Raw genomic sequence first — 25462 nt, forward strand, 5'->3', positions numbered from 1 at the left:
TCCTTAAAGGCCCAGGTCTTGGCGCATGGACGCCAGTTGGTCAACGCCGTCGATCACCAGCACGGCGCCGACCATGTCGATTTCATAGATCAGGCGGCCGTCGACTTCCAATTTGTAGTAAGTCAGCGCCATGGCGTGTTTGATTTCGGCTTTCTCACCGGCCTTCCAGTCGCCCGGATCGACCTCTTTGAGCATGCCGCGCACGGTCGCGATCACCGCCTTGGTCTTGCCCTTTTGGCCCTTGAACGAGCCACGGAACACCGCGTTACAAGCGGTCTGATCAGCCAGGCCGAAAAACTTCATCGACTCACGGCGCGCGCCGGTGGTGACAAACGAGGCCTCGAGCTTTTCGACGCCCATGTCCATTTCGATCGCGCCGGCCATACCGCCGCCGCGAAACTCTTCGGTCTTGATCGTCACCTTGGGCGGGGTGAAGCTCGGAACGTCGCCGGCGAAGCTGGTGCCGTCTACAAACAGGTTGGTGTTAGTCAGTACTTCAGGAATCATCGAGCGGCCCTCTTAGGCGGTTTCAAGTACTTCGGTCAGCCACTGGTTAGTGACCTCGACGCGGAAATTCGGGTTTTCGGCCGGCGGTACGTCGGTGAAGCGGACGTTCCAATAAACCTTGCCCTGCTCCAGCTGACTGGCGGTGTTCAACTCGCCGTCCGCGTACACCTCGAAATTGATCACGGCGCCCTGATTTTTCAGGTCACGCATGAAGTTGGTCAGGCCGTCCGTAACGTCCTTGATGTAGGTCTTGGTGATCGAGCGATCGACCGCCCACTTGTGGCCGTACAGGATCGCGTCCATGACCATGTCTTGCGTGCGCACACGGGTGACAAACATCCACTTCGGATCAGCGGAACAGGTGCGGTTACCCCACAGGCGGAACCCGTCGTCACGAATGATGGTGGTGATCCCGGCGTTGTTGAGCAGGTTCGCCCGGCAGGTTTCGTCGCCGTCGAGGAATTCGATCGGGCGGCCGGTACCGGTGATGCCCACAAACTCTTTGTTCGACGGCGACGCCCAGAAACCGTACTCGGCATCCGTCCAGGCAAACATGCCGGCGACCCAGGCCGAGGCCGGTGCATCGACGGTCAAGCTGGTTCCGGTGTCCCAGTACTTGATCCCCGGATCAACGAAAAACGCGCGCTTGCTGCCGAAGCTTTTGCGGTACAGCACCGCTGCCTCGTCGGTGGTGTTTGGGCCGTCGATGATTGCGACCGCGCGCAGCTTTTCGGCCAGGCTGACCAGCGCGGTACCGACCGCCGAGGTGGCGGTGTGCTTCGGTGCGATCAGCAGTCGCGGCTGGGCGTTGAAACGGCTCTTGCCGTCCAGCAGCGCTTGCATGCCGGTCCGTTTGCCGTCGGCCTGAACGCCGCCGATGATGGCCGACGTCAGCAGCGCGCCGTCGGCCACCTTGGCCACACCCACACCCACAATCACCGCCTTGGAACGGGCAAAAATGGCCTTGGCCGCTTTGGTGATCGCCGCGTTGGGCCCCCAGGCCGCCACCGCCTCGCTTTCGCGGGTGATCAGCAGCAGCTCATTGGGCTGAGCGGTCGCTGCCGGCAACACTTCAAAGGTGTCGCACAGGCCAATGATCGAGGACGACGGCAGCGCGATCGGGCGCGAACCGGTGTCGACGTTCGTTACAGTAACGCCGTGAAAAAAACCAGCCATAAAGGTCAATCTCCAGAAACGAAAAAGCCCCGCATAAGCGAGGCTGAGAGGTGAAACAGTTCAAGCGTTACAGGACGAAAGCAGGCCGGGCACCGAAGTTGGTAGCGCCATAAGCGCGGGTGTCGCGCAGGTACAACGCACGAACCCCAGCCAATGCACCATCGGTCCAGCTACCGCCACGCCACGCCATGCGCTCACCATAGTTGCGCGCGTGAATAATGTCGCCGTCAGCCACATCCTTATGCCGGAACAGACCGAGAGCCAGCATCAAAGCCGGAGCAGTGACACCTGCGGCGGCGGTCATCGTGTTGAATACGCCCTGTAAAATGCCGAGGGTCAGGGAGTTATCACCTATGGTCCCGTTACGGTTGATGATGTCTGCACTGAGAATTGGCGTTCCGCCATTACCAACGACGGTCGCGATCGGTGAATCCAATTTGGCGGTACCGGCGGTGCCCGGCGCAACCAAAGCACCATCACTTAGACGAATTGCTTTCCAAGCAGCGGAGGCAGCAGACAGATCGGCCGTTACCGCATCGTTGTTGGGAATAATCTGGAATTCACCATCAAACAGGCGCATTCCCGCCTGAATTTCCCAGACATTGCCCACCATATCGGAAATACCATTGGCCGAATTATCGTGCCGCCAGCTCGCCGGACCGGAGCCCGTCAGGGTTGCAGGGTCGGTAGTGGTTGTCCCTGGGGGGCCGCCATCCACGCGTCGAGCCGTTTCAAAGGTTGCGTCCGAGCTTCGGCCGTAGTTGGTGCTTCCGCGCGGAGCGAAGCCATTCTTGCTGCACCACAGCATCAGAGCCGCCCATTCGGCATTGGTGCCGAGGTGCCAACCTGCGCCAGCAGCGCGCGCGGCATTACTGAAGGTGTCGAAGTTGTTGCTGCGAGCCGGATTCACGTTGGGCAGGCTGAGCAACTCGCCATTCTTAATGGCACCCGGGTAGGCACCGTAAAAGAATTCTGATTTTTCAATGCCGTTGACAATGAATGCTGGGTGTACACCCACCCCCAAAGAACCCGGCGCTTCGGCCACGTCTTCAAGCATGAACTTGGGAATTACGTTCATATAGCTCGGCTGACCTTTTGCGGTATACAGCACGGTTTGACGGCCGCCACTGGCTGCCTCTACTGCCGCGCGCAGGTCGTCTTTGATGAAAATTGTTGGCATGTGAAAGCTTCCTTAAGTTGCGCGCTTAGGCAGTTGGCCAAAGGGTGATAACGAGGGTGTTCGGGTCCAGCGGGAGACGTTGCGCTGGGGTGATCAACTCACCTTCGTCGCCGTGAATGGCCTCGCTGTACTGCGCTGGCGGTACTTCGATGATCGCGAGATAAGCACCATTCCCGCCAACCTGAGCGGTCGCACCGTTGTGGCGAATCTCGACGACTTGGCCAGAATCGGATTCGTGCTCGCTCGCGTCGACCATCACGCCGGCAACGGTGATTTGCGTACCGCTAACGCCGAAGTCAGCCACCGGCTGGCTTGGCTGCATCAATTTAATCTGAGGCATGGAAATCTCTCGTTAGTTGTTGAGTTTGCTGACGCGGTAGCGCACCCGCACGTTGTCGGCGGCAGAAGCCAGCTCAAGGGTGAATCCGTTGGTGGCACGGCTTGCGACGTTCAGCGACTTGCGCTCACACGGTGCGCCCTCGGCGCTAACCACTTCAAAGTCGATCCGGTAGTCGTTGGCCGACAGCGTGCTGATCGCCACAAACTGACTGACAGGCGTGTCCAGGTACTGCGGAAACCCCAACTCAACGCGACGCAGACTGGTCAACGTGATGTTGGCCAGGGTCGGATCGGTGGCATCGGTGCTGTTCGGTGGAATCGTGACGGTGTACAGCCGGATCGCGCCGACTGGCACCGTCTCACCGATGGCCGTGACGGCCATTTTCCAGCCGTTGGCCGACAGGTACAGATAGACCACCACGCTCGCGCTACCGGTGGAAATGTTGCTCGGGACCGAGGCCATGTTGTTGCCGCTGAGCACCGAGAAGGCCCGCCCCTTGGCGAAACACACACCCGCGTCCAGATTCAGGTTGCGCGCCGCCGTAGTGGACTTGGTGACCGTACAGCCGGACACCACGCCCCGGTTTTCAATCAGCAGCTCGCCTTCCTGCTGTAGTTGCTGCTTCAGCGCCTGCACCGAGCGGTTGGCCACGCCGACCTGATCCAAGGCGTATTTCACCGCCGCCGTCAGCTCGTCGATGTATTCCGGCGACAGTGACGCCTGTGTTTGCTCGATGCCGGTCAAACGATCGGCCAGGCTGGCTTTGCCGCCCCGGGCAGTGTTCACCTCATCGGCGAACGCCTTGAGAAACACGTCGTTGTCGATCAGGGTTTGATAATTGGGGTTCCAAGTATCCGGGTGTTTCGGGTCAGTGGTTTCCAGCTTGCGCAAAAGCGCCTTGAAAGTCGCGCTGCCAGTAAGGTTGGCCATGCGTTCGGGCTCCGGGTCAGTATTGGAAGGTCAGTTCAAAGTCCATTTCCGTTTCCGGCTCGAACTCTTTCGGGGTGATCACACGACGCCCAATCAAGGTGCCGTCAGCGGCCAGCGCCGCCACTTCACGCAGCACCCGCACCCCCACGATCGCCCCGGGCAAGGTGGCCACCGCCTTCACGGTGACCCCGCTGACCGTGACCGCCGCCGCGATGCGGGTGAACTCGGCCTGTAGCGCCGTATCCTCCAGATCGTAGGGACGGTTACCGGTGCCAAAGGCCAGGTGCGAAATGCGCGGCAGTGCCGTGCCATTGGCGGCCGCCAAAGCGACCTTGCGCCGGTAGGCATTGCTGGCCGCGATTGCGGTGGTGCTCATAGAGCCTCCTGAGTAACGGTTGAGCCGCGACGAATGCGCACCAGGCCGCTGAACCAAAGCTGATCCGGGCCTTGCACTTCGCCGAGGTTGCTGGAGCCGTCGAGGGTGTCCTCGGTGTCGGCCAGCGTTGGGTAGTAGAGGTTTCCGCTCTCGATCCCGCCGAAGCCATCAAGGGTTTCGCCGGCGATGGTGTAAGCCCCATCCAGAAAGTCAGTGCTGTCGAGGGTTTCCGGCCGCTCCAGGCGGTTGCCGCCCAGGGCGGTGCCACACAACTTGATCCGGCTCCGGCCGGTGATGCCGAGTTGGCCACCATCCAGCGGCTCACCGGTGTAGCGCTCCGGCAGCAGATTGCTGGAACCGTCCAGCGTGCCGATGCCATCGAGCAGGTCCGCCAGCGTTTTACCGCCGAGCAGGTCGCAACCGTCCAGGGTGTCGAAGCTCGGTACCGTGATGCGCCGGCAATCCTTGAGCACCATGCGGCCGCGGGCCTTGAAGCCGGTTAGTTTGGCTTGCGCCTCAAACTCAGCCGCCGCAAACATGATGATCGCCGCAAGACGCGAGCGAGCCGGCGCATAGGCTTCACACACCACCGCGATTTTCTTGAGCATGTCCGAAGTGGAAATACCCTCGGCGATGTTCAGGCGCAGCGCGTACTCTGCCCAGTGGTTTGTCGCAAAGCGAAAGCTACCGGCCAACGCCGACAAGTTGCTCAGGCCGTCCAGCTTGTTGCTGCCATCGAGCAGTTCACCGCCGGCATCCAACCATTCGTGCTGTAACTGGCGATGCTCCATCAGCTCACAGCCGGGGTAACCGATGGCCGTCAGCGCCTGCTTGATCGCCCAAGGCGTGCCCCGCTTGCGGTGCCAGGCCAACGCCCCGCGAATCAGATCGCGCCGTTGTTGGTCGGTGGTGGCCAACTCCCAAAAGTCCACCGACAACGACCAGGCCAAGTGCGGCAAAAACAACTCGCTGCACTCGTCCACGTTCCACAGCGTGCGCAGATCAAGCGGCAACTGATCAACCGCGAAGGCATCAGCCACCGCACGCTCCAGCAACGTGCTGTTAAGCGGCAACAATCGACTAGACATAGTCGGTCACCACTTCCAGCTCGATGCCGGTGCACAACGCCGCCTGTTGCAGCTTGGCGGGGATACCGCCGGCCGGGCTTAGCAACACCGCCCGCGCCGCGCCGGGCTGGTGTAGTGCCGCGTACAAACCCGAAGGCTCGACCGCCTCACCAATGGCGAATTGCTTGGCGGTGTACGCCTTGGCCGCTGCATTGGCGGCCAACAACAGCGGCTCAGGGGCTGCGCCACTGGCCACGTACAGGCGCGCTTTCAGGACATAACGCACCACCGTGGCCGACACCACCAACACCGCGTCATTCAGCGGCCGGACGTCGTCCGCAGACAGCGCGGCCCGCACGATGGCCAACAGCGCCGGCGACGCCACCCCGTCACCACTGCGCGATAGCACGGTGATGCGTACCACCCCCGGCTCCGGCCGGTCGACAAAGGCGTCCAGCACCTCGCTGCTCGCGCTTTTCGCGTGGTACCGATAGGCGGCCAAGGGCCCGGCCGTGCTGTAGCCATACGGCGCCTGGCGGCCCCGCTCGCGATAATCATCGTCGCCTTCACCGTCCAAGCGCTTGGCATCGAGCAAGGCCAGCACATGATCCAAATCCGACCCCCTGGAACTGGCCAGCAGCACCGACCGGGCCGCATCGTTGATCCTAGCGCGCATGGTGATGCGCTCGTAAGCCACTTCCTCCAACAACTTGACCACCGGATCGGACTCCAACACCGCCGACCACTGGTCACCCATGGCCACCCGAAAGCGCCCGAGAATGCCTTGATACTCATCCTCATAATCCAGCGTCTCGACCAGGTCCGGCACCGGCAACAACGACAAATCGACGTTCATGCCTTCACCTCCAGTATTACTTTGCTGCCCAGGTACTCACCGTGCAGCACCAGGCCGACTTGCCCATCCAACACGGATTCGACGCTGACCCGATCCAGTTTTATGCGGGGTTCCCAACGGCCGAGCGCGCGAGCCACTTCAGCCTGTACCGTGCTTTTCCAACCCCCGTTCACCGGCAAGTCGACATAGCGGCGTAAATGGCTGCCGTACTCCGGACGCATCCGGCGGCTGCCCAGCGGCGTGGTCAAGATGTCCTCAATGGACTGGCGCAGATGCGCGATGCCGGAAATGGGTTGCCCGGTGTGGCGATCCATTCCGATCATCTACATCACTCCTTGAGCAGTTCGTGTTCCGCGCTTGCGTCCAGGTAGGCCAGCGCTTCAGCATCGGATGCTGGCACGGAGAGTTGGCCTTTGAGGACGGGCAAGGCTCGCCCGGTTTTCGGAAGAATGAGGGTGCGGGATGTGTAGAGTTTGTCGCGGTAGACCTTCACCCCATTGAATGGCACTGGATTCTGTCTAGGGTTTTCTTCGTCTTTGGGTTTGTTCACGGTTATCTCCAGGCGTAAAAAAACCCGCAATCGGCGGGTTGTGAGAAAAATACGATCAGTGTTTGTGGTTGGCCGAGTTGCCGCCGGCGTCCATGATCTTGGCGGCGCCGGTGATGTCCTTGGCCACGTTCAATGCCCCGGCAATCTGCACATCTTTCGATACGCGTAACGCACCGGTGATTTCTACGTCGGCAATCAACTTGATGTTGGTGGTCGTAACCGTCACGGCGTTATCCGTGGTGACCGATTCCGTGGCGCCTACTTTGGTAACCACCCGCCCGGTCGGCAAGGTGATGGTGTAGGACTTGGCTTTCCAGTCGTAGACGAGTGAGCCGCCATCCGGGAAGCGCCACACTTCGACATGGTTGCGGTTGTCCGGAGGCGCACCGGCATCCCCGTATAGCCCGGGAATAAACGTGCCCATACCCGCCTCACCGCTGGGGTTAAACAAAACCCCCTGCTCCCCAATGCTCGGCGCCCGCCAATGCCGCGCTTCACCAGCCGCCAGGCTATGCCAGCGCACCCAGGCGCTAATCCATTCGCCGGACTGGACGCGCACCGCCGGCGCAACCAGATCCACCCCGACGACTACGCAGGGCATCAGCATGGCCGCGATCATGCGGTCATGCTCGGCGGTTGCGTAACTCATCCCAGCGCCTCCGGAGCGACATAGTCAGCCTCATGCCCCGGCCCGATGTCTGGACTGAACCCGAACACCAGCGAACCCGGGGGCTCGTCGGGCCAAGGCCATTCCTCAACACCGAGGTAAAGCTGGTGCGTCCACTCAACCAACCAAACCACATAGCCGTCCAATTCAGGCTTCGTCCAATCTTGCATGGCCTGGACAAACTCTGCCGGCTCAACCTGTACGTCCCACGTCTGCGCCCGGAGCAACACGGCCAGTTGGGAAGCAAGTTGCACAGCCTGTTGGCAATGGCGAGGAAGAATGGGGTCGACAATGACCCGCGCCTCGAACCTGCAAATCAGCGTCGTCTCCCCGCTGCCGGTATCCTGGCCCGGCTCCATGTCAGCCAACTCGATGAACACCGCCGGCAGCGCAATACGATCCTTGATATTTGGCCAAGCCGTCACCGCCCGGATGCCTGGCAGATGACGTGACACATGTTGCTCGATGGCCTGATACAGCTGGTCCAGGCTAAAAGGCTCGTCAGCCATGCGCAGTCCTCTTTAAGTACTTCTGCAGCTCGAAGTTGAATTCTTGCTGCAGGATTTCGAGTAACCGTGCATCAGCACGTTTAACCCAATTATCGAAGTGCGGCCTGGCCTGCTCGAGCGACACCTTGGCCTTGGCCAGCGGAAAGCGATTCCCGTTTTCCGCGACCCATCCCGAACTGGCACCCCGTCCTGCCGACACGGTGCTGTCCGGATAGTCGTTCGCATTGAAATGCTGACTCGCCGTGCGGATCCAGATGTCGGGTTTGTTCCCATAGACCTGCTTGAGGAAAGCTCCCTGGTAACGCCGTCCTGCTACCGACACACCGTTGCCAGTCTGCCGCGCTCGACCGATGCGGCTGGACTCAATGGCATTGAGTCCAAACCACAATTTACCGCTGGCCGCGCCACCGGCGACGGGGTAGCTACGCAAGCGCTGTCGAACTGCGGAGACGGCAATTCGCTCCTGACGACTGACCGCCCGTGCAATGTGTGTACGCAGCCAACCCAAGGTTTTGTTGATCGCTCGACGCTGTGCGGCGGCGGCTGCTTTGGGCACTACCTTGGCAAAATCATTAAACGCCTTGAAGTCTGCGACCGACGATTGGATGGAGATCATCCCGCCGCCGGCCGAGGGCTTGAAGTAGCTACCGACACTCATGCGCGCATCCTCAAGATCAGGGCCACCAGACCGTCGCCGCTGGGCTCCAGCTGCAGCAGGTCATAATCGCCGCCACCGTCCAGCGCAGGCAGGTCGATACTGACCAATAGGCCTTGTTCCAGCCCGAGCGAGTCGCTGACACGAATCTCAAACCGGGGCTCACGCAACCCGGTGTTGAGTTTGCCAAACTGCGGCTGCAGCCAAGGCGCCGCGAACATGCCAAGAACCGGCGCGTCCCGGCCTTCGATTCGCGCGGTGTCGCCCAACGTTTCGAACACCACCGCATCGACCTCGGCGACCAGATCGCGAAAGCCCACGGTTACAGCTCCAGCAGGATTTGCGCGAGTGGCCGGGTGCACAGGTGCAGCGGGTTAGACTGCGCTTCACCAGCCATGCCCTTGTTGAACGGCAGCGGTTCGATCTTGCTGTAGTACGGCACGCCTTCCGTGTTGACCGTTTCCATATAGTCGGCCGGGGCAAATACCGAGATGTATAGATCCGGGACGCCCTCGGGAATCAGCAGCGCCTTGTCATCATGGATAAAGGTCACGCCGGCGATTTTGCCGCGATACCGCTCCCATACAATGCCGCCAAACTCGAAACTCTCGCGGGCATCACCCCGCAGTGCCGCCGCTTGCTGGCTGTTGAGATAGGTTTCTTTGACCGATTTATGAACCAGCAATTTATTCCAGAAATTCTTACCACACAGCGCTCGCGAGCCACTGCTGGTGACACTGCCGAGCGCGTCTTCTTGCAAATCCAACGCTTCGCCACATTTCACACGCAACTCGGTGTCGGCGCTGTTGAGGCCCATGGACATCTTCTTGCGGGTCACACCGAAGGTCTTGTAGATGTCCAGCAGCACGGTCGAACCGTCAGCATCAAGGATCTGACCATTGAGCGCCCCCATCCGCTGGAATTCATGCGTGGCATCCAGCTGCCGGCGCGCTTTCGCCAGACGCTTATTGACCACATCCTGCACCGCCTGCAGTTCCGAACGGGTACCGAAGGCTCGAATACCCTGGATCTCATCGGCCTTGATCGCAAAGCGTTGCGGCAGGTGCACGGTGTTGAACGGAATCAGGTTGCGCTTCGTGCCGCTGACCACCAGACCCGATGTGCCCCGCTCACCCGCCGGCACCAATGCCAGGGTGTCGCCGTCCTTTTCAATCTGCACCGTCAAGGTGGTGATGCCCTCTTCCTGAAACAGGCCGAGGCTGCTGATGCGACCAGGCAGGTATTCTTGCTCGTTGATGGCGGCAGTCAGCGAAGAAACCGAAAACGCGTCGTCGTTAAAAATTTCAATGTCAGCCATGAAGCAATCTCCGGAAAACAAAAAACCCGCACTGGGCGGGTTGGGTCGTAAAGGATGTCGTCTTAGCGGACGATCAAGAAGTGGGTCGCCAGCGCCTTTTCAGCTGCAGGATCGAGGCCGGTGAGATGGGCTTCGCTGACTTCGGCCAGGCGCACCACAGCACGACCACGACGGACCACATCCGACTCGCCGAGCGGACCATAAAGAATGGCGATCGCGTTTTCGCTACCGTCCTCGGCGGTTGGGTTGTAAGCAGCAAACTCGCCGCTCGCGCTGATCAAGCCGAGAATCTGGCCAGGCTCAAGCGCGGCGCCGGCAGCGACGTTGATGGCTTCGCGGGAAATATTGCCGGCCGCTTCGGACAGGAGGAATTCACCTGCGTGCATCGGCTCTCGTTGAATGGTCATCGTCTTGCTCCTGTAGCGGATTGGGATTTACCTGTCCGGGCGGCCTGACGGGCGGACCAGATGGACGGTTGATCAATTTGTTTGGCCTGCACTTTGGGAGCAGGGTCATCGTCCAGCGGCAAACTGTTGTCGATTTCGAAGCCCTTGCCGCTGGTGACGATCTTGTCGAACAGACGTGCTCGAACGGCCGCCACATCCAACCCAGCGGCGACATATTCGACGCTGAACTCAGGCAACCGCGCCGCCACGCAAAGATCGTTCACGGCTTTTGCACGGGTCAGCCCGGCTTGAACGATCGCTTCGCTTTCAAGCTGGGTAGAGCTGAGCAGCGGCTCAATCAAATTACTGATCCCCGCCTCGGTGCACCTTTGGGTGATCATCAGTGCGAGCTTTGCCGAGTCGACCACGGGCGGCGTGAGGGGCGGATCGTTCGGCTCCAAATCCGGGTCAGGTTCATCAGGCTCGTCGAGCTGAGCGAGCAGGTCAGAAGGTGCGTGCTGGTATCGTTGTAATACGGCACCTTGTCCCAGGCACGCCTTAACGGAAACACCGTCGCCGACTTCATCAGCTAGGCCCAAGGCCACCGCTTCGCTGGCCGTCAGCCAGGTTTCAGCGGCAACCAGCCGGCGCAACTCGGCTTCGTCGATGTCCGATGCCTTCGCCTTGTAGGCAGCGATGATCGCCTCCATCGTTTGATCGAGGACGTCAGCCACTTTGCGAAAGTCCTCCGCATCCCCGGCTGCATAGGTCCAGGGGTTGTGAATCATCAACATGGCGTTGGACGCAATGACCACCCGGTGCGCGCCGCACACCGCCACACTGGCTGCACTGGCCGCGAGCGCGTCGATCCGACCGGTGCACCGCGCACCTAATCGCGACAGCGCGTTATGCATGGCCAGACCGTCAAACAGGTCACCGCCAATGCTGTTGAACGCCGCGATCACCGGCGAGATGCCGTCGTCCATCGCACGCAAGTCCTGTACGAACTGGTTGGCCGTGATGCCCCAGGCGCCGATCTCCCCGTAGACAAATACCTCGATGACACGCTCGGCAGCCTCGCCATTGGCCTGCAGCGCGTACCAGGTTTTGTCCTGCACCTGCACACGCTGACCGGCCTTGTTGTAAACGCGCGGGCGCGCTTTTTTGCTCATGGTTGCTCCTTTTCGTCGAGGGGGACGAATGCATCGAGAGTGGTGTAATTGAGGCCAAGGGCCGTGGCTCGGGCCAGATCAGCGGCGTTTTCTGCGTCGACCGTTTCGGCGTCGTATCCCGTTCGCAAGACCATTTCGCTGCGCGAGGAAAAGCCTGCCTGCACTTCCATCCGTCGAGCTTGAACGTCCTGCACCGGCTGGATGTACGCCCAGCCTTGCGGTACCCAGCGGGTGCGAAGGTATTCGCGGCGACGCTGCGCGTAATCCTCCAACACCAGCACACCCGACAGCACCGCCATGTCCATCCAAGCTGCGCGCACGGGGCGGCAAAGCTGATGCACATAGACGGTGAATTGCAGCTGCTCGAGCCGGCGTCGAAATTCGTTCAGCACGACTCGTAGCGCCCGATCGTTAACTTCGCGCATGTCTCCGGTAAGGATTTCGTAGGGCGTCCCGGTACCCGCTGCGGCGGCCATCAGTTGTTGCCGCATAAAGTCGGGATAGTTGTTGCCGGCATCCGGCGGCTTGGAGAACTCGACCTCTTCACCAGGCCCCAGCTCCTGCATGGTGCCGGGCTCCAGTGCGACCATCGGCGTGAAGCCGTCACCGTCTAGATTCAGCGGCTGTCCGGTGACCGGATCGCGCGGCACTGGTCCGGAATCAGGCGCTGGCCGACTAATGAAGCCGGCAAACAGGTTGGCGACCTCCTGGCGAAACAACACGGCGTCATCGTAGTTGTCGAGACTGCGCAGGCGTTTCAAAACCGGCGACAGTCGCGGCACGCCGCGCAGTTGGCCCGGCTCGACCGGTTCAAAGATGTGCAACACCTGCGAAGCAGGTACGCGGACCAACTGGTTGTAAGCAGCGTTCAGCGATGAGGCATCGCGCGGGTGGGACAAGTACATCCAGTAGGCAACGCGTTTCCCGCCTGGAGTGAACTCAATTCCGGCACGGATGATATTCCCGGATTTGGTCGTCTCGAACTTGTCATGCGGGACGAACTCCGGTGCCAACGCTTGAATCTGCAGAGGCACCGCCAGCCCTTCATTAAGGTTCCGAGGCCGCAATCGGACAAAGCACTCGCCTGAGGTTTCGACCGTGCGGGCGATCAGGGCCTGCTGGCCGTTGAAATCAGTGCGTTCATCCGCGTCCGATTCATCCACCCAATCGTCCCACAGCTCCTGCAGCAATTTGCGCAGGGCTTCATCGTCGGTTTTTGGCCTTGGCGTGATGCCGGTACCGATTAAGTTGCTGACACGCTTGTCGATCACGTTATAGGCATACGGGTCATTGCGAACCGCTGCCCTGGAACGAGAGCGCAGGTTGCGCAATGCCGGCGTGTTGATGCTGTTGATCCCGTTGTCAGGAGCATCCCAACCAGTCGAACGACGGCCCTCCCCGGCGCCTTCGTAACTGGCTTTGATGTTCGACGGCAACACGAATCCGTTACGGGTGAGCGTCGGAAAGTGGCGAGCCATTAGATTCCCTTGCCTCCGTGATATAGCCGAACCACGCGAGACCGTGGCCCGGCAGCGCTGAGCAGCGAGGTACGGATTTCTTCGCGCGCTTTGAGCAGCTCGTCCACGGTGCGGTACTCGACGGTACGGTCGGTGTAACGCACGACTTTTTCACCGCGCGCGATGGCCGTCTCAACTGCGTCGAGGTGCTTCTGGGTAAAGGACATATCAGCGTCTCTTCAGGTAACCGCTGGTGGAGCTGCGGCGTTGAGGTGGCGGTGCTGCGGGTCGCGATTGCACGGCCGGAGCAGTGGGTTGCGAAGCCGGTTGCGGTGCAGCAACCGGGGTTGCGGGTCCCATGACGCGTTCGCCTTGAACAGGCTTGATACCCAAGGCTTCGTCGAACAAACCAGACTGCGCTAGGGACTGACGCACCCGCTCCCAGTCGTGTTCTTTGTAGCGATTGAGGCCCAGGTAATGCGCCATAGCCAGGCAATACACCATCAGGTCGAGCGCTTCGTTTCGCTCGGCCTTGCCCTTGACCCACTCGATACGTTTGTGGCCACGGATGTAGCGAGCCACTTTGCGTTCCGCGACGCACTGGTCGAAGAAATCGTCCGGCAGGTCATTGGCAAAATGCAGTGCACCCGGGCCTGATTCGAACGGATAGCGGTTGTAGATCCAATCTTTGGCCGTGTCGGTACCGACAAACCACAACTCGGCACCGTTGCGTTCGGTCTGGCCCTTCCAGGTCACGTCGACCATCGACGGGCGTTGAGCAATCACCGGCTTACCGGGTTTACTCGCCCCCTTGATGGCGAACACATTCCGCCAGCGGCGAACGCGGCAGAACTGGTACACCTCATCGGTGTGGTGGCCGCCGGAGTCGACGGCCGTAGCGAGAATGCCAAGACCGACACCGCACGGATGGCGATATTTAGCCTTGAGCAATTCGTCCAATGCGGCCCAGGTGCGTTCGTCTGCGGGATCACCCGAGACCACCTGGTAGTCCACAACCCAACGCTCCATACCGACGCCCCAGCCCATGGCCATGAACTCCAGACGGTTGGCCTGCACGTCGACGGCGCCAGTGATCATCATCACAGCAGCCGGCAGCGAACCGAGGGTGAAAGCTTCCAACCGCGCCCGCTGTCTCAGCACGTCGGCTTTGGTCTGCTCTTGAGCTGCGTCCCAAACCTTCGCCAGACGGGTGTTGTAGAACACCTGCATGGGTTCTAGATCGCCTTTGGCCTGGGCCTTTTTGGCCTTCTCGAATTGCTTGGCGAGAGACTTCCAGTCCATCCAACCGAGTGGCGAATACAGCGCGTTGAGGTGGAAGCCCACCGTCTCGCCGTCGCCCTCGGCGTGAGCGCGCCATTCCCCTTTGGTGAGCATTTCACCCTTGTGATACTCCTCGATCAGCACGTCACATTCAGGCCCAGCGCACTGGTAGTGCACCACGCTGAAGTCCTTCGAGTAATGCAGCCGTTCCCACTCAAGGATCTGCATGTGTCCGCAGCTCGGGCACGGCACGTAGTAGTAACGCTGGTCACTGCCGTCGAACAGGTCGGAGATCCGAGACGCGCCCTTGATCGTGGGCGAGCTGGAGAAGTAGAACTTGGCGTTGCGGCCAAAGGTACTGCCTCGGGTTTCCGCCAGTTCGATGGGATCGCCCTCCTCGCCGATGTCGACTTCCCAGCGGTCGATCTCGTCGCCGTAGACGTAGCGCGCAGACAGTTCCGACAGGTTGGCGGCAGAGCCGGCGGTGGTGACATACAACGTGCCACCCTCGAACTCCTTGGTATCCATGGTGTTGCGCGAATCCCGCGAGCGGTTGGCCGCCACACGTTCGCGCAGTACCGGGGTTGCCTTGATCGTTTTGCCGATACGCGACGACACCCGTTTGGCCAGACCGAGACTTGGCAGCAACGCCAAAATATTCGACGGCGCCATGTGCATCAGGCCGCCGATCCAGTTCAACCCGATCTGAGTTTTCATCAGCTGCGACGCGACCATGGTGATCACACGCTTGCAGGGGTGAGCCGGCGAAAGACAACGCATCGGCTCGCGGGCATACGGTGTACGCGAGGTGCGGTACTGGCCCGGCTCGGCGGCGCCGGTGTCACGCGGTATCCGCATGTACTCGTCGGCCCACTGATCAATCCAGACGTCCGGGTCGGGCCGTAGCCCACGGAAATACGCCTCTCGGTACACCTCTGCACCGTCAGGATATTCCGTAGGCATAGGCTTAACTCGTGGTCAGTGCTTGTTCAAGGTCCGCTGAAGACATGCGTTCAGCGTCTTCCAGTGAGCGACGAATTGCCGCCGTCAGGTGCTTTTCGATTTCCCACGGGTCGGTCATGGACGCCAGTTCGGGAGCGAGTTGCGGAGGCATGCCGAGCAGTTGGTCGCGCAGCATACGGCCGGCGTTGTAGGCGCCAGTTTTAACTGCTGACAGGGCGACCAGCGAGCCCTTCACCTTGTGCAGCTCGATCTCGGCGAGCTGAGCAAGGTTGTGTTCACGCAGCGCCCGGGCCTTCTGGAAGTCGGGCAGTTGTTGCCCCGCAGGCATGGACGCGAGTGGCGGTGCAGCCGTTGACGTCGGCTCGACCTGACTGGATAACTGGCTGTACACATCACGCTGAAGACGGTCTTGGTGATGCCGGTCAGAGACCGCGGTCTTACTGGGATCCGCTGTTTCTCGAATCAGCGCTTCGCTGGCCGTGACATCGACCTGTTTACCGTCGGCGGTCAGCACCAGACGGTTGTTGTTTTTCAACCAGGTGATGTAGCTGGGTGCCCTGCCAATCCGAGCCGCGAAGGCGCTCTTTGACAGGTACATTGGTTCTGTCATAAGCCCTCCTTTTCAACGGCTTTTCAATGGAACCTTTCGATTTCAATGGATTGAATTTCAGTAAGCTGGAGAACCTGCCGCTAACAACTTCCCGCGGGTTTCCGACCCCGTACCCACCGGATAACCCCAGGGTCCCCGGCGGTTTTCGGTGCCCCCGGCCGGTGCATCACCCCTGTTCACCGCCGGAGGGTGGCACTTCACAGACACCCAGCCGCTTGGCGGCCCAGCGCTCGTACAACCCGATGGCAACATCGGCGCCGGCCATCGCAGTCAAACAACCTAAGCTGCCAGCCGTCCAGATCGACATGCCAGCAGCAATCATTAACATCATCGCGGAAACACCGCAGACAATGCAGGCACCGGACCGGAGTGCCAAACGCCGCAACAGTGCCCAGCCGCGCGCACCATCTTTATCTGCTCGCCACATCTCACCCGATACGCCACCAACCAAGGCCAGTACGATCACTAACCAGATTGGCATCTCTGCCAGCGCTTGCTGCTCATTTGTCATGTTGTGCCTCGAGTAAATGAGCATGCCAAACACAAAAAAGAAAACCCCGCCGGGGTGGCAGGGTTTTCAGTGTCGTGGCTTTCGCCATGACGGAGTGCACAGCACGTGCTCGGGGGAAGCGCCAAGGCGCAAATTTCATATCGTGGTGACTTTTTACCCCCTGAGTACGGAACCGAAAAGGGGGCATTTTCGGTTATCCAACTCGACGCAACTTTGACGCGACTTTGAATAGACTTTGAGGCAAAACACCCCGACCAGCGGTCAGCCACTTGCGGGCATCAGCACGCTCGGCTAGCACCTCCAGCAGCCTCTCGTGCAGGCGATGCACCTGGTCGTAATAAGTCTGCTTGGCCTTCGATTCCAACCCCAAAAGATGCAACTGCATCAACCAGGTCGGTGCCGGGTCATCGCCGTAACGCAGGCCAGCCAAACGCATCAACCGATCACCCTGCTCATCCTGCCGGCCAATCTCCGACAGCGCCGCCCCAACTTCCTGAGCGACTGCATCGGGACCTGCACCCGCGCCGAGAATGATTCGCGACCCAGGTGTACCGCGAGGCGCTGAACCACCCCACTCCATGATCGTCGCCATCGGGCTGCCCATGCCACCGGCCTCGCCGTTGTGGCGGCATTGCTCGCCCCAATGCTTCAACAGTACCTCCATTGCCTCGATCATCGCCCTTCCCCCCGATAAACCGAACCCGACACAAAAAACCCACAACCCGACACAAACCCAACACAAAAAAATCCCTTTAAAATCAACATCTTTATTAACTTTGAGTTGAGTGTGTTGGGTTTGTTGGGTTTTTCTGCCCTCGCATAAGAAAAAATACCGCCCTCCGCTTTGAGTGCAAATAACGTCACGCATGCGCGCACACGACGCCAAACCCAACACACCCCACACACCAGCCGAGAACCCGCGTTACTCAAGGCCTGAACCTGTGTTGGGTAGCCAAAACCAACCCGACACACACTCAACACACCCGACACACTTTTAGGCGTATTCATGCGGCAGCCGCCTTGATGTGCTCCCAGTTGTCCACATTCCAGCCCGCCAGCTTCGCCTGGGCCCGCCAGCTGTTGACCGTCTTGCCCAGCTCGGCCGCCTTCAATGATGGGGGAAGGGAAGCGTCGGGATCGTTCGGAAAGAAGAACGCACCAAAGCGTCTGTTGCTGCCTTCAGTCCAAGGGATAGAGCGCGTTTTGTCCACCTCCGAGCCGATGAACAGCGAGAACTTCGTCTGGCTCATCACATGCTCTTTGTTGCGATGACACCACTCAAGGAACAGCGAGTAGAGGTCGGTCGAAAGACATACACCCCACAAATCGCGGCCCAGCTCGCCGAACTTCCATAGGTTCAGGAAGGTTTGCCAGCCCGCCCGACTCAACGCCACCAGACGCTCACGCGCCGATGTGCTCGGTGGCCGTGTGCGCTGGTCAAAATCACCGAGGTCAATCGACAATAGCCACCCGTAAAGCGCCGCTACGCCGCCATTCTTCAACTCATGGCCGATCGCCTTCTGGCGAACTTCGGGCAGGGTCTGTTCCGGCCACATTACCAACATGCGCCGGTCACTCTCGCTGATGGGCCACGGCATGATCTCGTTACTCAGGAACACCGCGTTCATGTGGTTGGCTTCTTCCCAGCCATTGATGAACTTGGACTCCATACGCACCGTCTTGCCGGTGATCAAATGCTTGATCTTGCCCACCTGGTTGTAGCGCTGATCGCGGCTGACAACCTCTTCAAATACCGACCAAAGCTTGCGGCTTTGCCAGGCGTTGAAGTTGCTTTCGAGCTGGGTCTGCCCAACGGTGGCAGCGTACTGGCCGTAAAGCATGCCCATCGCGTCGGCGAACAACAGGCTTTTCCCGGATCCCTCCATGATGGAGTGCATCAATACAGCCGTATCCATCTTGGCACCCAGGTGCTGCAGCGGGTACGCCATCCACCGCGTCAGCCACTTCGCGGCATCCTGATCATGGTTGCAGAGGAACGAAATCAGCCAACGCAGATTTTCGCAGGCAGCTTCGTTATTGACTGGCTCAAGCGGCAAACCGTCGAACGTGTTGATGTACACGTTCGGGTCTTTGGTCATCGTCGGGTCAAACACAATATGGTCAACATCAACCACCCGCCGCTCGCTGCTGTTCAACCACAAAGGGTAAGTATCACCGAGGGCCATCTTCACCGCGCCTTCCGCCACACGCCGCTTCTTCTCCCGGTCCCACACGTCCTTCGTGCCATCTATGTAGACGTAACGTTCGGTCGGCGGCATTCCAAAAGCACCACCCTTCTTGCCTGACATACGCCGCGATTGCTCGATGTCACGTACGTGCTCATCGGAAATCAACTTCCGCTGTTCGGTGTTCTCCAGCCACTGCTTTGCCAATGGCTTACCGACCCGGGCTTCAAACGCTGACTTCTTCATAACCCGCGATTGGTCGAAGTCCCACACGTGGGTTGTCCCTTCCACCAACGCAAACCGACGCAGAACGTGTTCAAGCGTCAACACCTCCCCCGCCCCCCCAATAGGAGCCGGAGCGGCCTCGCTGGTGGCGTCGACTGTATAGCTCGGCTCGCTCATATCAGCGGATGGGGTCGGGGGAAGATCCTCCGGACCAGGTCGTGACGAACGCTGCATGCCCAACATTCGCGCAGCATCCTTCACCGCCTTCAATTGATCGCCGCCGTGCTCGAGTAAACAGAACACCTCGAATGCATCATTCTGATGCCCGTTCGCGAGCGGATCGGCGCCGTGGTGCGAATACACCTTGTCTTCGGTGATTGTTACACCCGGCAGGCCGGTGCTGCTCTGCGGATAAAGCCACTTGCTGCCCCGCTTGATGTAACCGTGCGTGCGCAGCAATTCCTCAACGTTGTGGCAGCGGTTGAACTCATCGATCACCGACGGCTGTTTCCCCGCTGTAGGTGCTGAACGCTTGTTGACCTTCGCCGGCAGCGTGGTTGCCTTGATCGCCCATGGGCACGCTGCCTCGGCATCACGCTTGAAGAATTCCCAGTTCTGCCAAATCGTCAAAAGATCGCTGGTCAACGTCGGTAGACCATAGGTGCCGTTTGGCGGCGTTCTCCAAGTATATGGCTTGCCGGTACCCGGATGAATTGAAGGCGGGAACACGTCCTGCACCAACCCAGCACGCAGTTCGAACACCGTGAAGCGCTTGTACTCATCGGCCTCCGCGCGCGCCTCAGCTTCCCCTGCAGCATCGCCCTGCTCTTTCGCAGCCTTGGCTTTTTCCATCAGGCCTTTGTGAATAGAACCGTCGGGGTCTTTTTCATTTGGCCAGGAAAGAGAATGCCGGGTCAGCTCAATGCCTTCCGGCAGTTTGAACAGCACCCGGAAGCGCGCTGGGTTACCAACAATGGTCGGATACACCGACGCCATGGCATCCAAATCGACACCCAGCAGCTCATACAACACATGCCGCGTCCACTGAACGTCGTCGACATCCAGCGAACAGACACGGCTAGGCCCAAGCACGACGCCAAGGTTGTGATTAGGGTTTCGTTGCCAGAATGCTTCAGCCGTGGCGGCATCAGTAATGTAGCCACCGGGTTTGTTCCACCCTAAGCCTTTTGGGGCTTTCTCACCTGGTTCAATGGATACCAGGGCGAGGTTGAAAGTATCGATGTAACGTTTTGCCCATGTGGCGATGGCTATTCCTTTGGCCGGTTCAATCATCGCCGGGCCTCCCGCAACCCCTGACAATCGACACAGGTTTGGCAACCCGCAATCGTCTGCTGTCGAAGCACCGGAATAGCATCGTCGCAATCCGCACAAAACTGGGCGCTGACACGGCTTGATGGCGCAACACGGATACGCTGAAGAGCAACGTCGAGCAGGTATTGCGCCTGGTCGTTGGCGCGATCGATTTCGTCAGCCATGGTTGCGATCCTCCATTGCCTGACGAGCACCCGCCATGATGCCTAGGACTTCGCGGATCACGTCCATGCCCTGCTTTTCAAGATCGAGAACTTCGTGGAGCTCCCACACGTTGTCGGCGGCACCGTCGTGCATCGCAGCTACAAATTCACCGGTTTCGCCGAGCAACTTACCGACGGCCTTTAAAGCATCGCGTGTTGCTGGCACTGGCACCGGGCGGTACCAGACAGCACCTGCTGGACGCATCAGTGCATCGAGCAAACGAGAGTCGCCTGTGAGCCTGATCAACTCTTCAAGTTCATCGGGATTCAGCCAACGGCGCTCTTCATCAAGCTTGAGTTTCTTCTGGAGAGTGTCGTTGTCCAACACCATGTCAAAGGCAAGGGCGGTGATTCCGCCCTTGTAGTCTCGACCAGCCCGATAGATCGCCTGGCGCAATGGAAGGACCGGACCCGCGTCCGGCAATAGATCTGTTCGACTCATAACCGTAAATCCCCTGTTTACGGTGTAGCCATAAGATGGGGTAGTCCCTATCCTACAACCACGACCGATGTGCATGTGCTGTGTGTCGTCGTCGCTGGGCTGGGGGATCTTTGGTGAGAGGCCCCAGCCCGGCACCTTTTTAAGCCGCTTTGGAACCGCGTAGATAAGCCCAGTCAATGTCTGCACGAAGTTGCTCGCAAGTGACTGAACCTGCCGACTCTCGCTCGATGCCGACAGCCAACGCGGCGCCAGCACGGCGGTTACCGTAGGCGACCTGCTTCAGCTGGCCTACCGAAGTACCGCACCGGCTGGCGAATGCTTCCAACGCCGCCTTATCAAGACTTTTCAAATATTCGTGCAAGGTCATAAGCACCCCCTTCTGGACGCTGAGATTAGCAATTGCTAATGTTTTGAGCAATAGCAAAACGTAATTTACTGTTTGCTAACGGAAAGCGATGATTGGGGAATGGATATAAAGAAATTGCGAATTCAAGCTCTGCGAAACTTGATGGGTGAAAAAACCCAGAAAGAGTTCGCTGAGCAACATAATCTGGACGCCTCCTACCTCTCGCAGCTGCTCAACGGGCATAGAACGCTCGGCGAAAAAGCGGCCGCAAATCTCGAGGCGAAAATCGGCCTTCCTGAGGGAACGCTCAGGGCTCCATTTGTCCCAATGCACGACTCCACGGATGGACACCAGCAACAGGCATCGGAGGATCAGGCGGTTAAGAGTAACGCCGACTTCCTGGGCCCCATCGACGTTTGGGACGATGACACTCCATTAGATGATGACGAGGTTTACGTGCCGTTTCTTAAGGAAGTTGAACTGTCCGCGGGAAGCGGTAGGACGGCAGTTCAACAGTCTCATAAGCAAAAACTTCGATTCGGCAAAAGGACTCTGAGACGCCAAAACGTCCAAGCCAATGAAGCCGTATGCGTAACGGTTAACGGCAACAGTATGGAACCCGTGCTGCCCCACGGAAGTACCGTCGGAGTTGACCAAGGCTGCACGACTATTACAGATGGAAAAATGTACGCCCTGAATCACGGCGGCCAGCTACGCGTGAAAACGTTGTACCGCCTACCTGGTGGGGGCCTGAGAATGCGCAGCTACAATCGGGATGAGCATCCCGACGAGGAATACAGCGCGCTGGAACTGGTAAAAAACGAAATCATCGTTATTGGTAAAGTCTTCTGGTACTCCGTTTTGTTGTAGTCCTCCCAGCATCAAAGAACCCGCCAAGTGCGGGTTTTTTTTGCCCATCACAAAATTAAATTAGCATCTGCTATTGCATGTTTATTTAGCTGTTGCTAATTTTGCACTCGTATCTACCTCTCACCAAAGAGTACGAGCCATGCAAACCACACAGCACAGCGGTACCCGCTGCCCGGTTTACCTGCATCCATCCGCATGCAGCAGCCGCACCGCAGTCGAAGCCATTCAGCGCCGCACTGGGCTACTGGTTATCGCTAATCCAAAAGGCCGCATAGCGACCGTCACGCCATTCGATGCCACCAATGTCGCCGATGACAGCAACTGGCCGTTCGGAGGCGATGCAGCATGAATAGCTACCTGATCCCACTCGCTAAACAAGAGTTACTGCATCACATGCTGCAGGTGGGTGGCGCTGCTGTGTGCCCACTTCACCGGCCAGAACAAACCATCCACGCCAGCTTTGAGGTTGAGCTTACCGACTGCAGCGCACTCATCAGCGTGGACTTCGGCGATCACACCGGCGAACTGACCCTCAAGCGCTCAGATCGCGCCAATCATCTGCACCTTCGGGATTTCATCCAGGACATCGCGAACGGCCGCATTGAGTCGGCAGCGCCTACGCCGCCAGAGCAACCCGGTAGCGCAGCGCAAATCCAGCAAATGCTTGCCGAGTCGGAAGCGCTGCTGAACAACGTTCGAAAACTGCTCGCAGCCTGAGGACAGTGCCGTGAATCGCACTTTGGATCAAACGGCCGCCGTGCTCGGCCTCAAGCCCCGCGCCTTCCGCACCAGGTTGCGGGAACTGCGCATCCTGACCAATGACGGCGACCTGGCTAGCCATCACCGCGACAGGGGCTATTTGTTCTCGGATCCGCGCAGCGTCCAGATCGGAAACACCAACCGCTACAGGCATTACGCCGTAGTAATGGTGAGGGAAGAAGGCGTCGAGTGGATCGCTAAAAAACTGAATATCACCATCACGCACAAGGACGCCGCAGCATGAGCCAGAACGCTATTACCCAAGCCATCGGCGCACTGAAGCTGGTTCCGATGTTCCTCAATCACCCGACCGTCATCAGCCGCGCCACGCTGATTGGCGCATCAGCCGAAGCCGTGCAGCTGCTGGAATCGTTGCCCCCGGTCAGCGCCGAACTGGCCGAAGTATTCCGCTGCGTCGACGCGGTCATCGGCGAAGGGCAAGTCGCCTACGTCACCCCGACCAAATCACCGGAATACCCCTTCGGCGCCGTTGTCGCTGACCAACGCGGCAACGTCTGCGCAGCCGCCATGGGCAAAAGCAAAGAAGGACTCGCCGAATTGATCCGCCTCAAGTTGCTGCCCCCATTGGAGGGGTTCGGGGAGGACGCGGCATGAGCAGCACCCTCGACCAACTTCGGCGCCAGTTCGCAACACCGTGCCCGACGCTCGCAGCCGTTCGCGAGCACTACTTCTCGCACATCCGAACCGACCGCCACTTGCTGACCGAGATCAAGAAGGGCCGCATCAAGCTCACGGTCAAGCGCCTGCACGGCTCCACCCGAGCCAAGCCGGTGGTTTACCTGCACGACCTGGCCGACTACCTCGACGCCCAAGCGTTGACTGCAGCTGCCTGACTCACCGGTGGCCCTTGCCGTTCAGGGGCAAACAACTCGCACTCAATGAGGCACAGCACATGAAACCTACAGACACAGCCGAATTCATCGGCGAACTCAACGCAGGCGTCTTCGCGAACCAGATTGGTCACGCCCTATCCGAAGTGGCATCGGGTGTCGTCGACAACGGCAAGGTCGGCTCGGTCACGCTGACTTTCACCCTGAAGCAGATCGCCGACAGCCACCAGGTAACGGTCAACCACAAGCTCACCTACAAGGTGCCAACCAAACGCGGCAGCCGTAGCGAAGACACCACCCTCGACACGCCAATGCACGTCAACGAGGGCGGGCGGCTAACCCTGTTTGCCGAAGCTCCACGCGCCGGGCAACTGTTCAACCGAGACGCCGCACCGATTCACGCCAAGTCTTAAACCACCCTGCTCCAGTCCTCTCACCAAAGGGAAATAGATCCAATGGAAGCCAAAGCAATTCAGTTGATTCAAGACACTGCTGTACTGGCCTACGCCAAGCCGCTCAACACCTTCACCCCGTCGTTAGTGCTGCCGTCCGACCAGAAGATTCACAGTATCGAGAAATTCCAAGCTGCTCGCAGCCGGTTCCGTGGCGCGCTGACCACCCACTCACTGCTGGATTTCGGTAACTACGTGATGGACCAAAGCACCGGGTCCACAGCCGCTGGTTTTGTAGACGCTGAAGCTATGGCATGCACCGTAATTTTCAACCTGGGCGACACAAAAACACCGGGGCACGGTGATTTCACGGCCACTCTGAACCTGAGAAAGACCGCAGCATTCCGTGCATTAGAACGTGCAGCCTCTATCCAATTCGCGCAGAAAGACCTTAGCGACTGGATCGAGGACTGGGCATCAAACCTCCAGGCACTTGCCGCTGACGACAGTCAAATCGATCTACGCAAAGCCGCAAGTGCCATCCGTTCCATCAGCATCGAGCAAGCACGCAAAAGCGAACACGTTGTTGGAGACCTGAGCGCATCCCGTTCAGCAATGGACCAGATCGAGGCCAAATCCTCTGAAGGGCTGCCCGCCGAATTCCTGTTCACCGTCGAGCCATACGAAGGGCTGAAGGTCCAGATCATCCGCCTTCGCGTTGCCGTACTCACTGGTGGCGACAAACCCCTGCTGCGCCTGCGCTGGATTGGCGAAGAACAATTGCGCGAAGACCTCGCCCAAGAGTTTAAGGATGTCGTTCAACAGGAAGTTGGTGGCGGTGCAAATCTGACTATCGGCAGCTTCCACCTGGGCTAACACGCAAGGCAACACCCCGCTGCCTTCCTCTCACCAAGATCACGGCGGCGGGCACTACCGAGGAACACAGCACATGCAGACTCGCGAAGACCGAAAACAGGAAGTAAGAGACTCTGTAATCGGCGCATTCCCTGAGGCAGAAATCGTATTAGTGAACGACGACAAAGAGTTGTGCGTCCACTTTCGATTTCCCGGCTGCAGCGGGATAGCGTCTTGGAAGTACGGCGACGACAACGTAACTCTGGATAAACAAGACGAACAGGCATGGCTCGCTTACCGGAAAGCCTGCAAGCACCGGCCGAGCTGCACGAAGGCCACCCCATGACCGCCCTTCGCCGAACAGTCCGAATTCGTCGCGGGCAAATGCCGCCTCTCGATTTACAAACCATCTGCGACAAGTGCAACAAGTCGCGGGCACATGGCAACCATCAAGCATGCAGCAAACAGCGCCAGGCAGAAGGCATCGCAC

The 25462-nt window shown here is 59.3% G+C and carries 35 protein-coding genes; 8 read left to right on the forward strand and 27 right to left on the reverse strand.

Translation table 11 applies throughout. The features are described 5' to 3' along the window. Positions 1-3: 3 nt before the first annotated feature. The 27 genes from ORL50_RS03355 to ORL50_RS03485 form a co-directional block, all read right to left on the reverse strand. Positions 4-507: a phage major tail tube protein gene (locus ORL50_RS03355; RefSeq protein WP_266009817.1), complete on the reverse strand. Its 504-nt coding sequence runs from the start codon at positions 505-507 to the stop codon at positions 4-6. Between the two features lie 12 nt (positions 508-519). Further along, a complete protein-coding gene (locus tag ORL50_RS03360; RefSeq protein WP_266009818.1) occupies positions 520-1683 on the reverse strand; it encodes a phage tail sheath family protein in 1164 nt (387 codons plus the stop codon). 67 nt (positions 1684-1750) lie between these two features. Then, the gene (locus ORL50_RS03365; RefSeq protein WP_266009819.1) at positions 1751-2863 is read right to left on the reverse strand and encodes a hypothetical protein; all 1113 of its coding nucleotides are present in this window, start codon (positions 2861-2863) and stop codon (positions 1751-1753) included. A 25-nt stretch (positions 2864-2888) separates the two neighbouring features. Further along, entirely contained in the window at positions 2889-3203 is a 315-nt protein-coding gene (locus ORL50_RS03370; RefSeq protein WP_266009820.1) for a hypothetical protein, read from the reverse strand. 12 nt (positions 3204-3215) lie between these two features. Continuing rightward, positions 3216-4133: a hypothetical protein gene (locus ORL50_RS03375; RefSeq protein ID WP_266009821.1), complete on the reverse strand. Its 918-nt coding sequence runs from the start codon at positions 4131-4133 to the stop codon at positions 3216-3218. 16 nt (positions 4134-4149) lie between these two features. Beyond that, entirely contained in the window at positions 4150-4509 is a 360-nt protein-coding gene (locus ORL50_RS03380; protein WP_266009823.1) for a hypothetical protein, read from the reverse strand. Continuing rightward, positions 4506-5597: a phage tail protein I gene (locus ORL50_RS03385; protein ID WP_266009824.1), complete on the reverse strand. Its 1092-nt coding sequence runs from the start codon at positions 5595-5597 to the stop codon at positions 4506-4508. The genes ORL50_RS03380 and ORL50_RS03385 overlap by 4 nt, the downstream gene beginning before the upstream one ends. Beyond that, complete coding sequence (locus ORL50_RS03390; RefSeq protein WP_266009825.1) at positions 5590-6432, reverse strand: baseplate assembly protein; 843 nt, start codon at positions 6430-6432, stop codon at positions 5590-5592. The genes ORL50_RS03385 and ORL50_RS03390 overlap by 8 nt, the downstream gene beginning before the upstream one ends. Beyond that, positions 6429-6755 (reverse strand): GPW/gp25 family protein, encoded by a 327-nt coding sequence (locus ORL50_RS03395; RefSeq protein WP_266009826.1) that lies wholly within the window; start codon positions 6753-6755, stop codon positions 6429-6431. The genes ORL50_RS03390 and ORL50_RS03395 overlap by 4 nt, the downstream gene beginning before the upstream one ends. Before the next feature lie 5 nt (positions 6756-6760). Next, on the reverse strand, positions 6761-6982 hold the full coding sequence (locus tag ORL50_RS03400) for a hypothetical protein (RefSeq protein WP_266009828.1): 222 nt from the start codon (positions 6980-6982) through the stop codon (positions 6761-6763). A gap of 55 nt (positions 6983-7037) precedes the next feature. After that, entirely contained in the window at positions 7038-7631 is a 594-nt protein-coding gene (locus tag ORL50_RS03405) for a phage baseplate assembly protein V (protein WP_266009829.1), read from the reverse strand. After that, positions 7628-8158: a hypothetical protein gene (locus tag ORL50_RS03410; RefSeq protein WP_266009830.1), complete on the reverse strand. Its 531-nt coding sequence runs from the start codon at positions 8156-8158 to the stop codon at positions 7628-7630. The genes ORL50_RS03405 and ORL50_RS03410 overlap by 4 nt, the downstream gene beginning before the upstream one ends. Beyond that, positions 8151-8816, reverse strand: a complete 666-nt coding sequence (locus ORL50_RS03415; RefSeq protein ID WP_266009831.1) for a hypothetical protein — start codon at positions 8814-8816, stop codon at positions 8151-8153. The genes ORL50_RS03410 and ORL50_RS03415 overlap by 8 nt, the downstream gene beginning before the upstream one ends. Continuing rightward, a complete protein-coding gene (locus tag ORL50_RS03420; protein WP_266009832.1) occupies positions 8813-9133 on the reverse strand; it encodes a head-tail joining protein in 321 nt (106 codons plus the stop codon). The genes ORL50_RS03415 and ORL50_RS03420 overlap by 4 nt, the downstream gene beginning before the upstream one ends. 2 nt (positions 9134-9135) lie before the next feature. Continuing rightward, entirely contained in the window at positions 9136-10131 is a 996-nt protein-coding gene (locus ORL50_RS03425) for a major capsid protein (protein ID WP_266009833.1), read from the reverse strand. Positions 10132-10193: 62 nt separating this feature from the next. Then, a complete protein-coding gene (locus ORL50_RS03430; protein WP_266009834.1) occupies positions 10194-10538 on the reverse strand; it encodes a head decoration protein in 345 nt (114 codons plus the stop codon). Further along, positions 10535-11689 (reverse strand): head maturation protease, ClpP-related, encoded by a 1155-nt coding sequence (locus ORL50_RS03435; protein WP_266009835.1) that lies wholly within the window; start codon positions 11687-11689, stop codon positions 10535-10537. The genes ORL50_RS03430 and ORL50_RS03435 overlap by 4 nt, the downstream gene beginning before the upstream one ends. Next, a complete protein-coding gene (locus ORL50_RS03440; RefSeq protein WP_266009836.1) occupies positions 11686-13167 on the reverse strand; it encodes a phage portal protein in 1482 nt (493 codons plus the stop codon). The genes ORL50_RS03435 and ORL50_RS03440 overlap by 4 nt, the downstream gene beginning before the upstream one ends. Beyond that, on the reverse strand, positions 13167-13373 hold the full coding sequence (locus ORL50_RS03445) for a phage head-tail joining protein (protein ID WP_266009837.1): 207 nt from the start codon (positions 13371-13373) through the stop codon (positions 13167-13169). Before ORL50_RS03445 ends, ORL50_RS03440 begins: the two co-directional genes overlap by 1 nt. Position 13374: 1 nt before the next feature. Then, the gene (locus tag ORL50_RS03450) at positions 13375-15390 is read right to left on the reverse strand and encodes a phage terminase large subunit family protein (RefSeq protein WP_266009838.1); all 2016 of its coding nucleotides are present in this window, start codon (positions 15388-15390) and stop codon (positions 13375-13377) included. Between the two features lie 4 nt (positions 15391-15394). After that, positions 15395-16000 carry a terminase small subunit gene (locus tag ORL50_RS03455; protein ID WP_266009839.1) on the reverse strand — a complete coding sequence of 202 codons (606 nt, stop codon included), beginning with the start codon at positions 15998-16000 and terminating at the stop codon, positions 15395-15397. Positions 16001-16166: 166 nt separating this feature from the next. Continuing rightward, the gene (locus ORL50_RS03460) at positions 16167-16511 is read right to left on the reverse strand and encodes a phage holin family protein (RefSeq protein ID WP_266009840.1); all 345 of its coding nucleotides are present in this window, start codon (positions 16509-16511) and stop codon (positions 16167-16169) included. A 193-nt stretch (positions 16512-16704) separates the two neighbouring features. Next, positions 16705-17379, reverse strand: a complete 675-nt coding sequence (locus tag ORL50_RS03465) for a hypothetical protein (RefSeq protein WP_266009841.1) — start codon at positions 17377-17379, stop codon at positions 16705-16707. A 136-nt stretch (positions 17380-17515) separates the two neighbouring features. Beyond that, entirely contained in the window at positions 17516-20215 is a 2700-nt protein-coding gene (locus ORL50_RS03470) for a bifunctional DNA primase/polymerase (RefSeq protein WP_266009842.1), read from the reverse strand. Next, positions 20212-20418: a TraR/DksA C4-type zinc finger protein gene (locus ORL50_RS03475; RefSeq protein WP_266009843.1), complete on the reverse strand. Its 207-nt coding sequence runs from the start codon at positions 20416-20418 to the stop codon at positions 20212-20214. Before ORL50_RS03475 ends, ORL50_RS03470 begins: the two co-directional genes overlap by 4 nt. Next, positions 20411-20899 carry a phage regulatory CII family protein gene (locus tag ORL50_RS03480; protein WP_266009845.1) on the reverse strand — a complete coding sequence of 163 codons (489 nt, stop codon included), beginning with the start codon at positions 20897-20899 and terminating at the stop codon, positions 20411-20413. Before ORL50_RS03480 ends, ORL50_RS03475 begins: the two co-directional genes overlap by 8 nt. A 139-nt stretch (positions 20900-21038) precedes the next feature. Further along, on the reverse strand, positions 21039-21266 hold the full coding sequence (locus ORL50_RS03485) for a transcriptional regulator (protein ID WP_266009847.1): 228 nt from the start codon (positions 21264-21266) through the stop codon (positions 21039-21041). Positions 21267-21365: 99 nt separating this feature from the next. Here ORL50_RS03485 and ORL50_RS03490 point away from each other — a divergent pair, with 99 nt between their 5' ends. The 8 genes from ORL50_RS03490 (at position 21366) to ORL50_RS03525 (ending at position 24993) form a co-directional block, all read left to right on the forward strand. After that, the gene (locus tag ORL50_RS03490) at positions 21366-22115 is read left to right on the forward strand and encodes a LexA family transcriptional regulator (RefSeq protein ID WP_266009848.1); all 750 of its coding nucleotides are present in this window, start codon (positions 21366-21368) and stop codon (positions 22113-22115) included. A 139-nt stretch (positions 22116-22254) separates the two neighbouring features. Next, a complete protein-coding gene (locus tag ORL50_RS03495) occupies positions 22255-22464 on the forward strand; it encodes a hypothetical protein (protein WP_266009849.1) in 210 nt (69 codons plus the stop codon). Further along, positions 22461-22832 (forward strand): hypothetical protein, encoded by a 372-nt coding sequence (locus tag ORL50_RS03500; RefSeq protein WP_266009851.1) that lies wholly within the window; start codon positions 22461-22463, stop codon positions 22830-22832. The genes ORL50_RS03495 and ORL50_RS03500 overlap by 4 nt, the downstream gene beginning before the upstream one ends. Positions 22833-22842: 10 nt before the next feature. Then, positions 22843-23118: a hypothetical protein gene (locus ORL50_RS03505; protein ID WP_266009853.1), complete on the forward strand. Its 276-nt coding sequence runs from the start codon at positions 22843-22845 to the stop codon at positions 23116-23118. Continuing rightward, on the forward strand, positions 23115-23489 hold the full coding sequence (locus tag ORL50_RS03510; protein WP_266009855.1) for a hypothetical protein: 375 nt from the start codon (positions 23115-23117) through the stop codon (positions 23487-23489). The genes ORL50_RS03505 and ORL50_RS03510 overlap by 4 nt, the downstream gene beginning before the upstream one ends. Then, positions 23486-23728, forward strand: coding sequence for a pyocin activator PrtN family protein (locus ORL50_RS03515; protein ID WP_266009856.1), 243 nt, complete (start codon positions 23486-23488; stop codon positions 23726-23728). The genes ORL50_RS03510 and ORL50_RS03515 overlap by 4 nt, the downstream gene beginning before the upstream one ends. Positions 23729-23787: 59 nt before the next feature. After that, the gene (locus ORL50_RS03520) at positions 23788-24138 is read left to right on the forward strand and encodes a YfdP family phage-associated protein (RefSeq protein ID WP_266009857.1); all 351 of its coding nucleotides are present in this window, start codon (positions 23788-23790) and stop codon (positions 24136-24138) included. Between the two features lie 42 nt (positions 24139-24180). Continuing rightward, positions 24181-24993: a DUF2303 family protein gene (locus tag ORL50_RS03525; RefSeq protein ID WP_266009858.1), complete on the forward strand. Its 813-nt coding sequence runs from the start codon at positions 24181-24183 to the stop codon at positions 24991-24993. Positions 24994-25462 lie beyond the last annotated feature (469 nt).

The sequence above is a fragment of the Pseudomonas sp. RIT-562 genome (assembly GCF_026241895.1).
GTDB lineage: Bacteria > Pseudomonadota > Gammaproteobacteria > Pseudomonadales > Pseudomonadaceae > Aquipseudomonas > Aquipseudomonas mandelii_F.

Coding starts and splice junctions, on each gene's coding strand:
- ORL50_RS03470 (WP_266009842.1), bottom strand. CDS start 20,215: ATGATTGAACCGGCCAAAGGAATAGCCATCGCCACATGGGCAAAACGT.
- ORL50_RS03390 (WP_266009825.1), bottom strand. CDS start 6,432: ATGAACGTCGATTTGTCGTTGTTGCCGGTGCCGGACCTGGTCGAGACG.
- ORL50_RS03370 (WP_266009820.1), bottom strand. CDS start 3,203: ATGCCTCAGATTAAATTGATGCAGCCAAGCCAGCCGGTGGCTGACTTC.
- ORL50_RS03475 (WP_266009843.1), bottom strand. CDS start 20,418: ATGGCTGACGAAATCGATCGCGCCAACGACCAGGCGCAATACCTGCTC.
- ORL50_RS03490 (WP_266009848.1), top strand. CDS start 21,366: ATGGATATAAAGAAATTGCGAATTCAAGCTCTGCGAAACTTGATGGGT.
- ORL50_RS03525 (WP_266009858.1), top strand. CDS start 24,181: ATGGAAGCCAAAGCAATTCAGTTGATTCAAGACACTGCTGTACTGGCC.
- ORL50_RS03445 (WP_266009837.1), bottom strand. CDS start 13,373: ATGTCCTTTACCCAGAAGCACCTCGACGCAGTTGAGACGGCCATCGCG.
- ORL50_RS03510 (WP_266009855.1), top strand. CDS start 23,115: ATGAGCCAGAACGCTATTACCCAAGCCATCGGCGCACTGAAGCTGGTT.
- ORL50_RS03380 (WP_266009823.1), bottom strand. CDS start 4,509: ATGAGCACCACCGCAATCGCGGCCAGCAATGCCTACCGGCGCAAGGTC.
- ORL50_RS03465 (WP_266009841.1), bottom strand. CDS start 17,379: ATGCGTGACGTTATTTGCACTCAAAGCGGAGGGCGGTATTTTTTCTTA.
- ORL50_RS03500 (WP_266009851.1), top strand. CDS start 22,461: ATGAATAGCTACCTGATCCCACTCGCTAAACAAGAGTTACTGCATCAC.
- ORL50_RS03435 (WP_266009835.1), bottom strand. CDS start 11,689: ATGAGCAAAAAAGCGCGCCCGCGCGTTTACAACAAGGCCGGTCAGCGT.
- ORL50_RS03480 (WP_266009845.1), bottom strand. CDS start 20,899: ATGAGTCGAACAGATCTATTGCCGGACGCGGGTCCGGTCCTTCCATTG.
- ORL50_RS03355 (WP_266009817.1), bottom strand. CDS start 507: ATGATTCCTGAAGTACTGACTAACACCAACCTGTTTGTAGACGGCACC.
- ORL50_RS03455 (WP_266009839.1), bottom strand. CDS start 16,000: ATGACAGAACCAATGTACCTGTCAAAGAGCGCCTTCGCGGCTCGGATT.
- ORL50_RS03385 (WP_266009824.1), bottom strand. CDS start 5,597: ATGTCTAGTCGATTGTTGCCGCTTAACAGCACGTTGCTGGAGCGTGCG.
- ORL50_RS03360 (WP_266009818.1), bottom strand. CDS start 1,683: ATGGCTGGTTTTTTTCACGGCGTTACTGTAACGAACGTCGACACCGGT.
- ORL50_RS03405 (WP_266009829.1), bottom strand. CDS start 7,631: ATGAGTTACGCAACCGCCGAGCATGACCGCATGATCGCGGCCATGCTG.
- ORL50_RS03440 (WP_266009836.1), bottom strand. CDS start 13,167: ATGGCTCGCCACTTTCCGACGCTCACCCGTAACGGATTCGTGTTGCCG.
- ORL50_RS03460 (WP_266009840.1), bottom strand. CDS start 16,511: ATGACAAATGAGCAGCAAGCGCTGGCAGAGATGCCAATCTGGTTAGTG.
- ORL50_RS03410 (WP_266009830.1), bottom strand. CDS start 8,158: ATGGCTGACGAGCCTTTTAGCCTGGACCAGCTGTATCAGGCCATCGAG.
- ORL50_RS03415 (WP_266009831.1), bottom strand. CDS start 8,816: ATGAGTGTCGGTAGCTACTTCAAGCCCTCGGCCGGCGGCGGGATGATC.
- ORL50_RS03495 (WP_266009849.1), top strand. CDS start 22,255: ATGCAAACCACACAGCACAGCGGTACCCGCTGCCCGGTTTACCTGCAT.
- ORL50_RS03425 (WP_266009833.1), bottom strand. CDS start 10,131: ATGGCTGACATTGAAATTTTTAACGACGACGCGTTTTCGGTTTCTTCG.
- ORL50_RS03520 (WP_266009857.1), top strand. CDS start 23,788: ATGAAACCTACAGACACAGCCGAATTCATCGGCGAACTCAACGCAGGC.
- ORL50_RS03430 (WP_266009834.1), bottom strand. CDS start 10,538: ATGACCATTCAACGAGAGCCGATGCACGCAGGTGAATTCCTCCTGTCC.
- ORL50_RS03515 (WP_266009856.1), top strand. CDS start 23,486: ATGAGCAGCACCCTCGACCAACTTCGGCGCCAGTTCGCAACACCGTGC.
- ORL50_RS03365 (WP_266009819.1), bottom strand. CDS start 2,863: ATGCCAACAATTTTCATCAAAGACGACCTGCGCGCGGCAGTAGAGGCA.
- ORL50_RS03450 (WP_266009838.1), bottom strand. CDS start 15,390: ATGCCTACGGAATATCCTGACGGTGCAGAGGTGTACCGAGAGGCGTAT.
- ORL50_RS03485 (WP_266009847.1), bottom strand. CDS start 21,266: ATGACCTTGCACGAATATTTGAAAAGTCTTGATAAGGCGGCGTTGGAA.
- ORL50_RS03375 (WP_266009821.1), bottom strand. CDS start 4,133: ATGGCCAACCTTACTGGCAGCGCGACTTTCAAGGCGCTTTTGCGCAAG.
- ORL50_RS03395 (WP_266009826.1), bottom strand. CDS start 6,755: ATGATCGGAATGGATCGCCACACCGGGCAACCCATTTCCGGCATCGCG.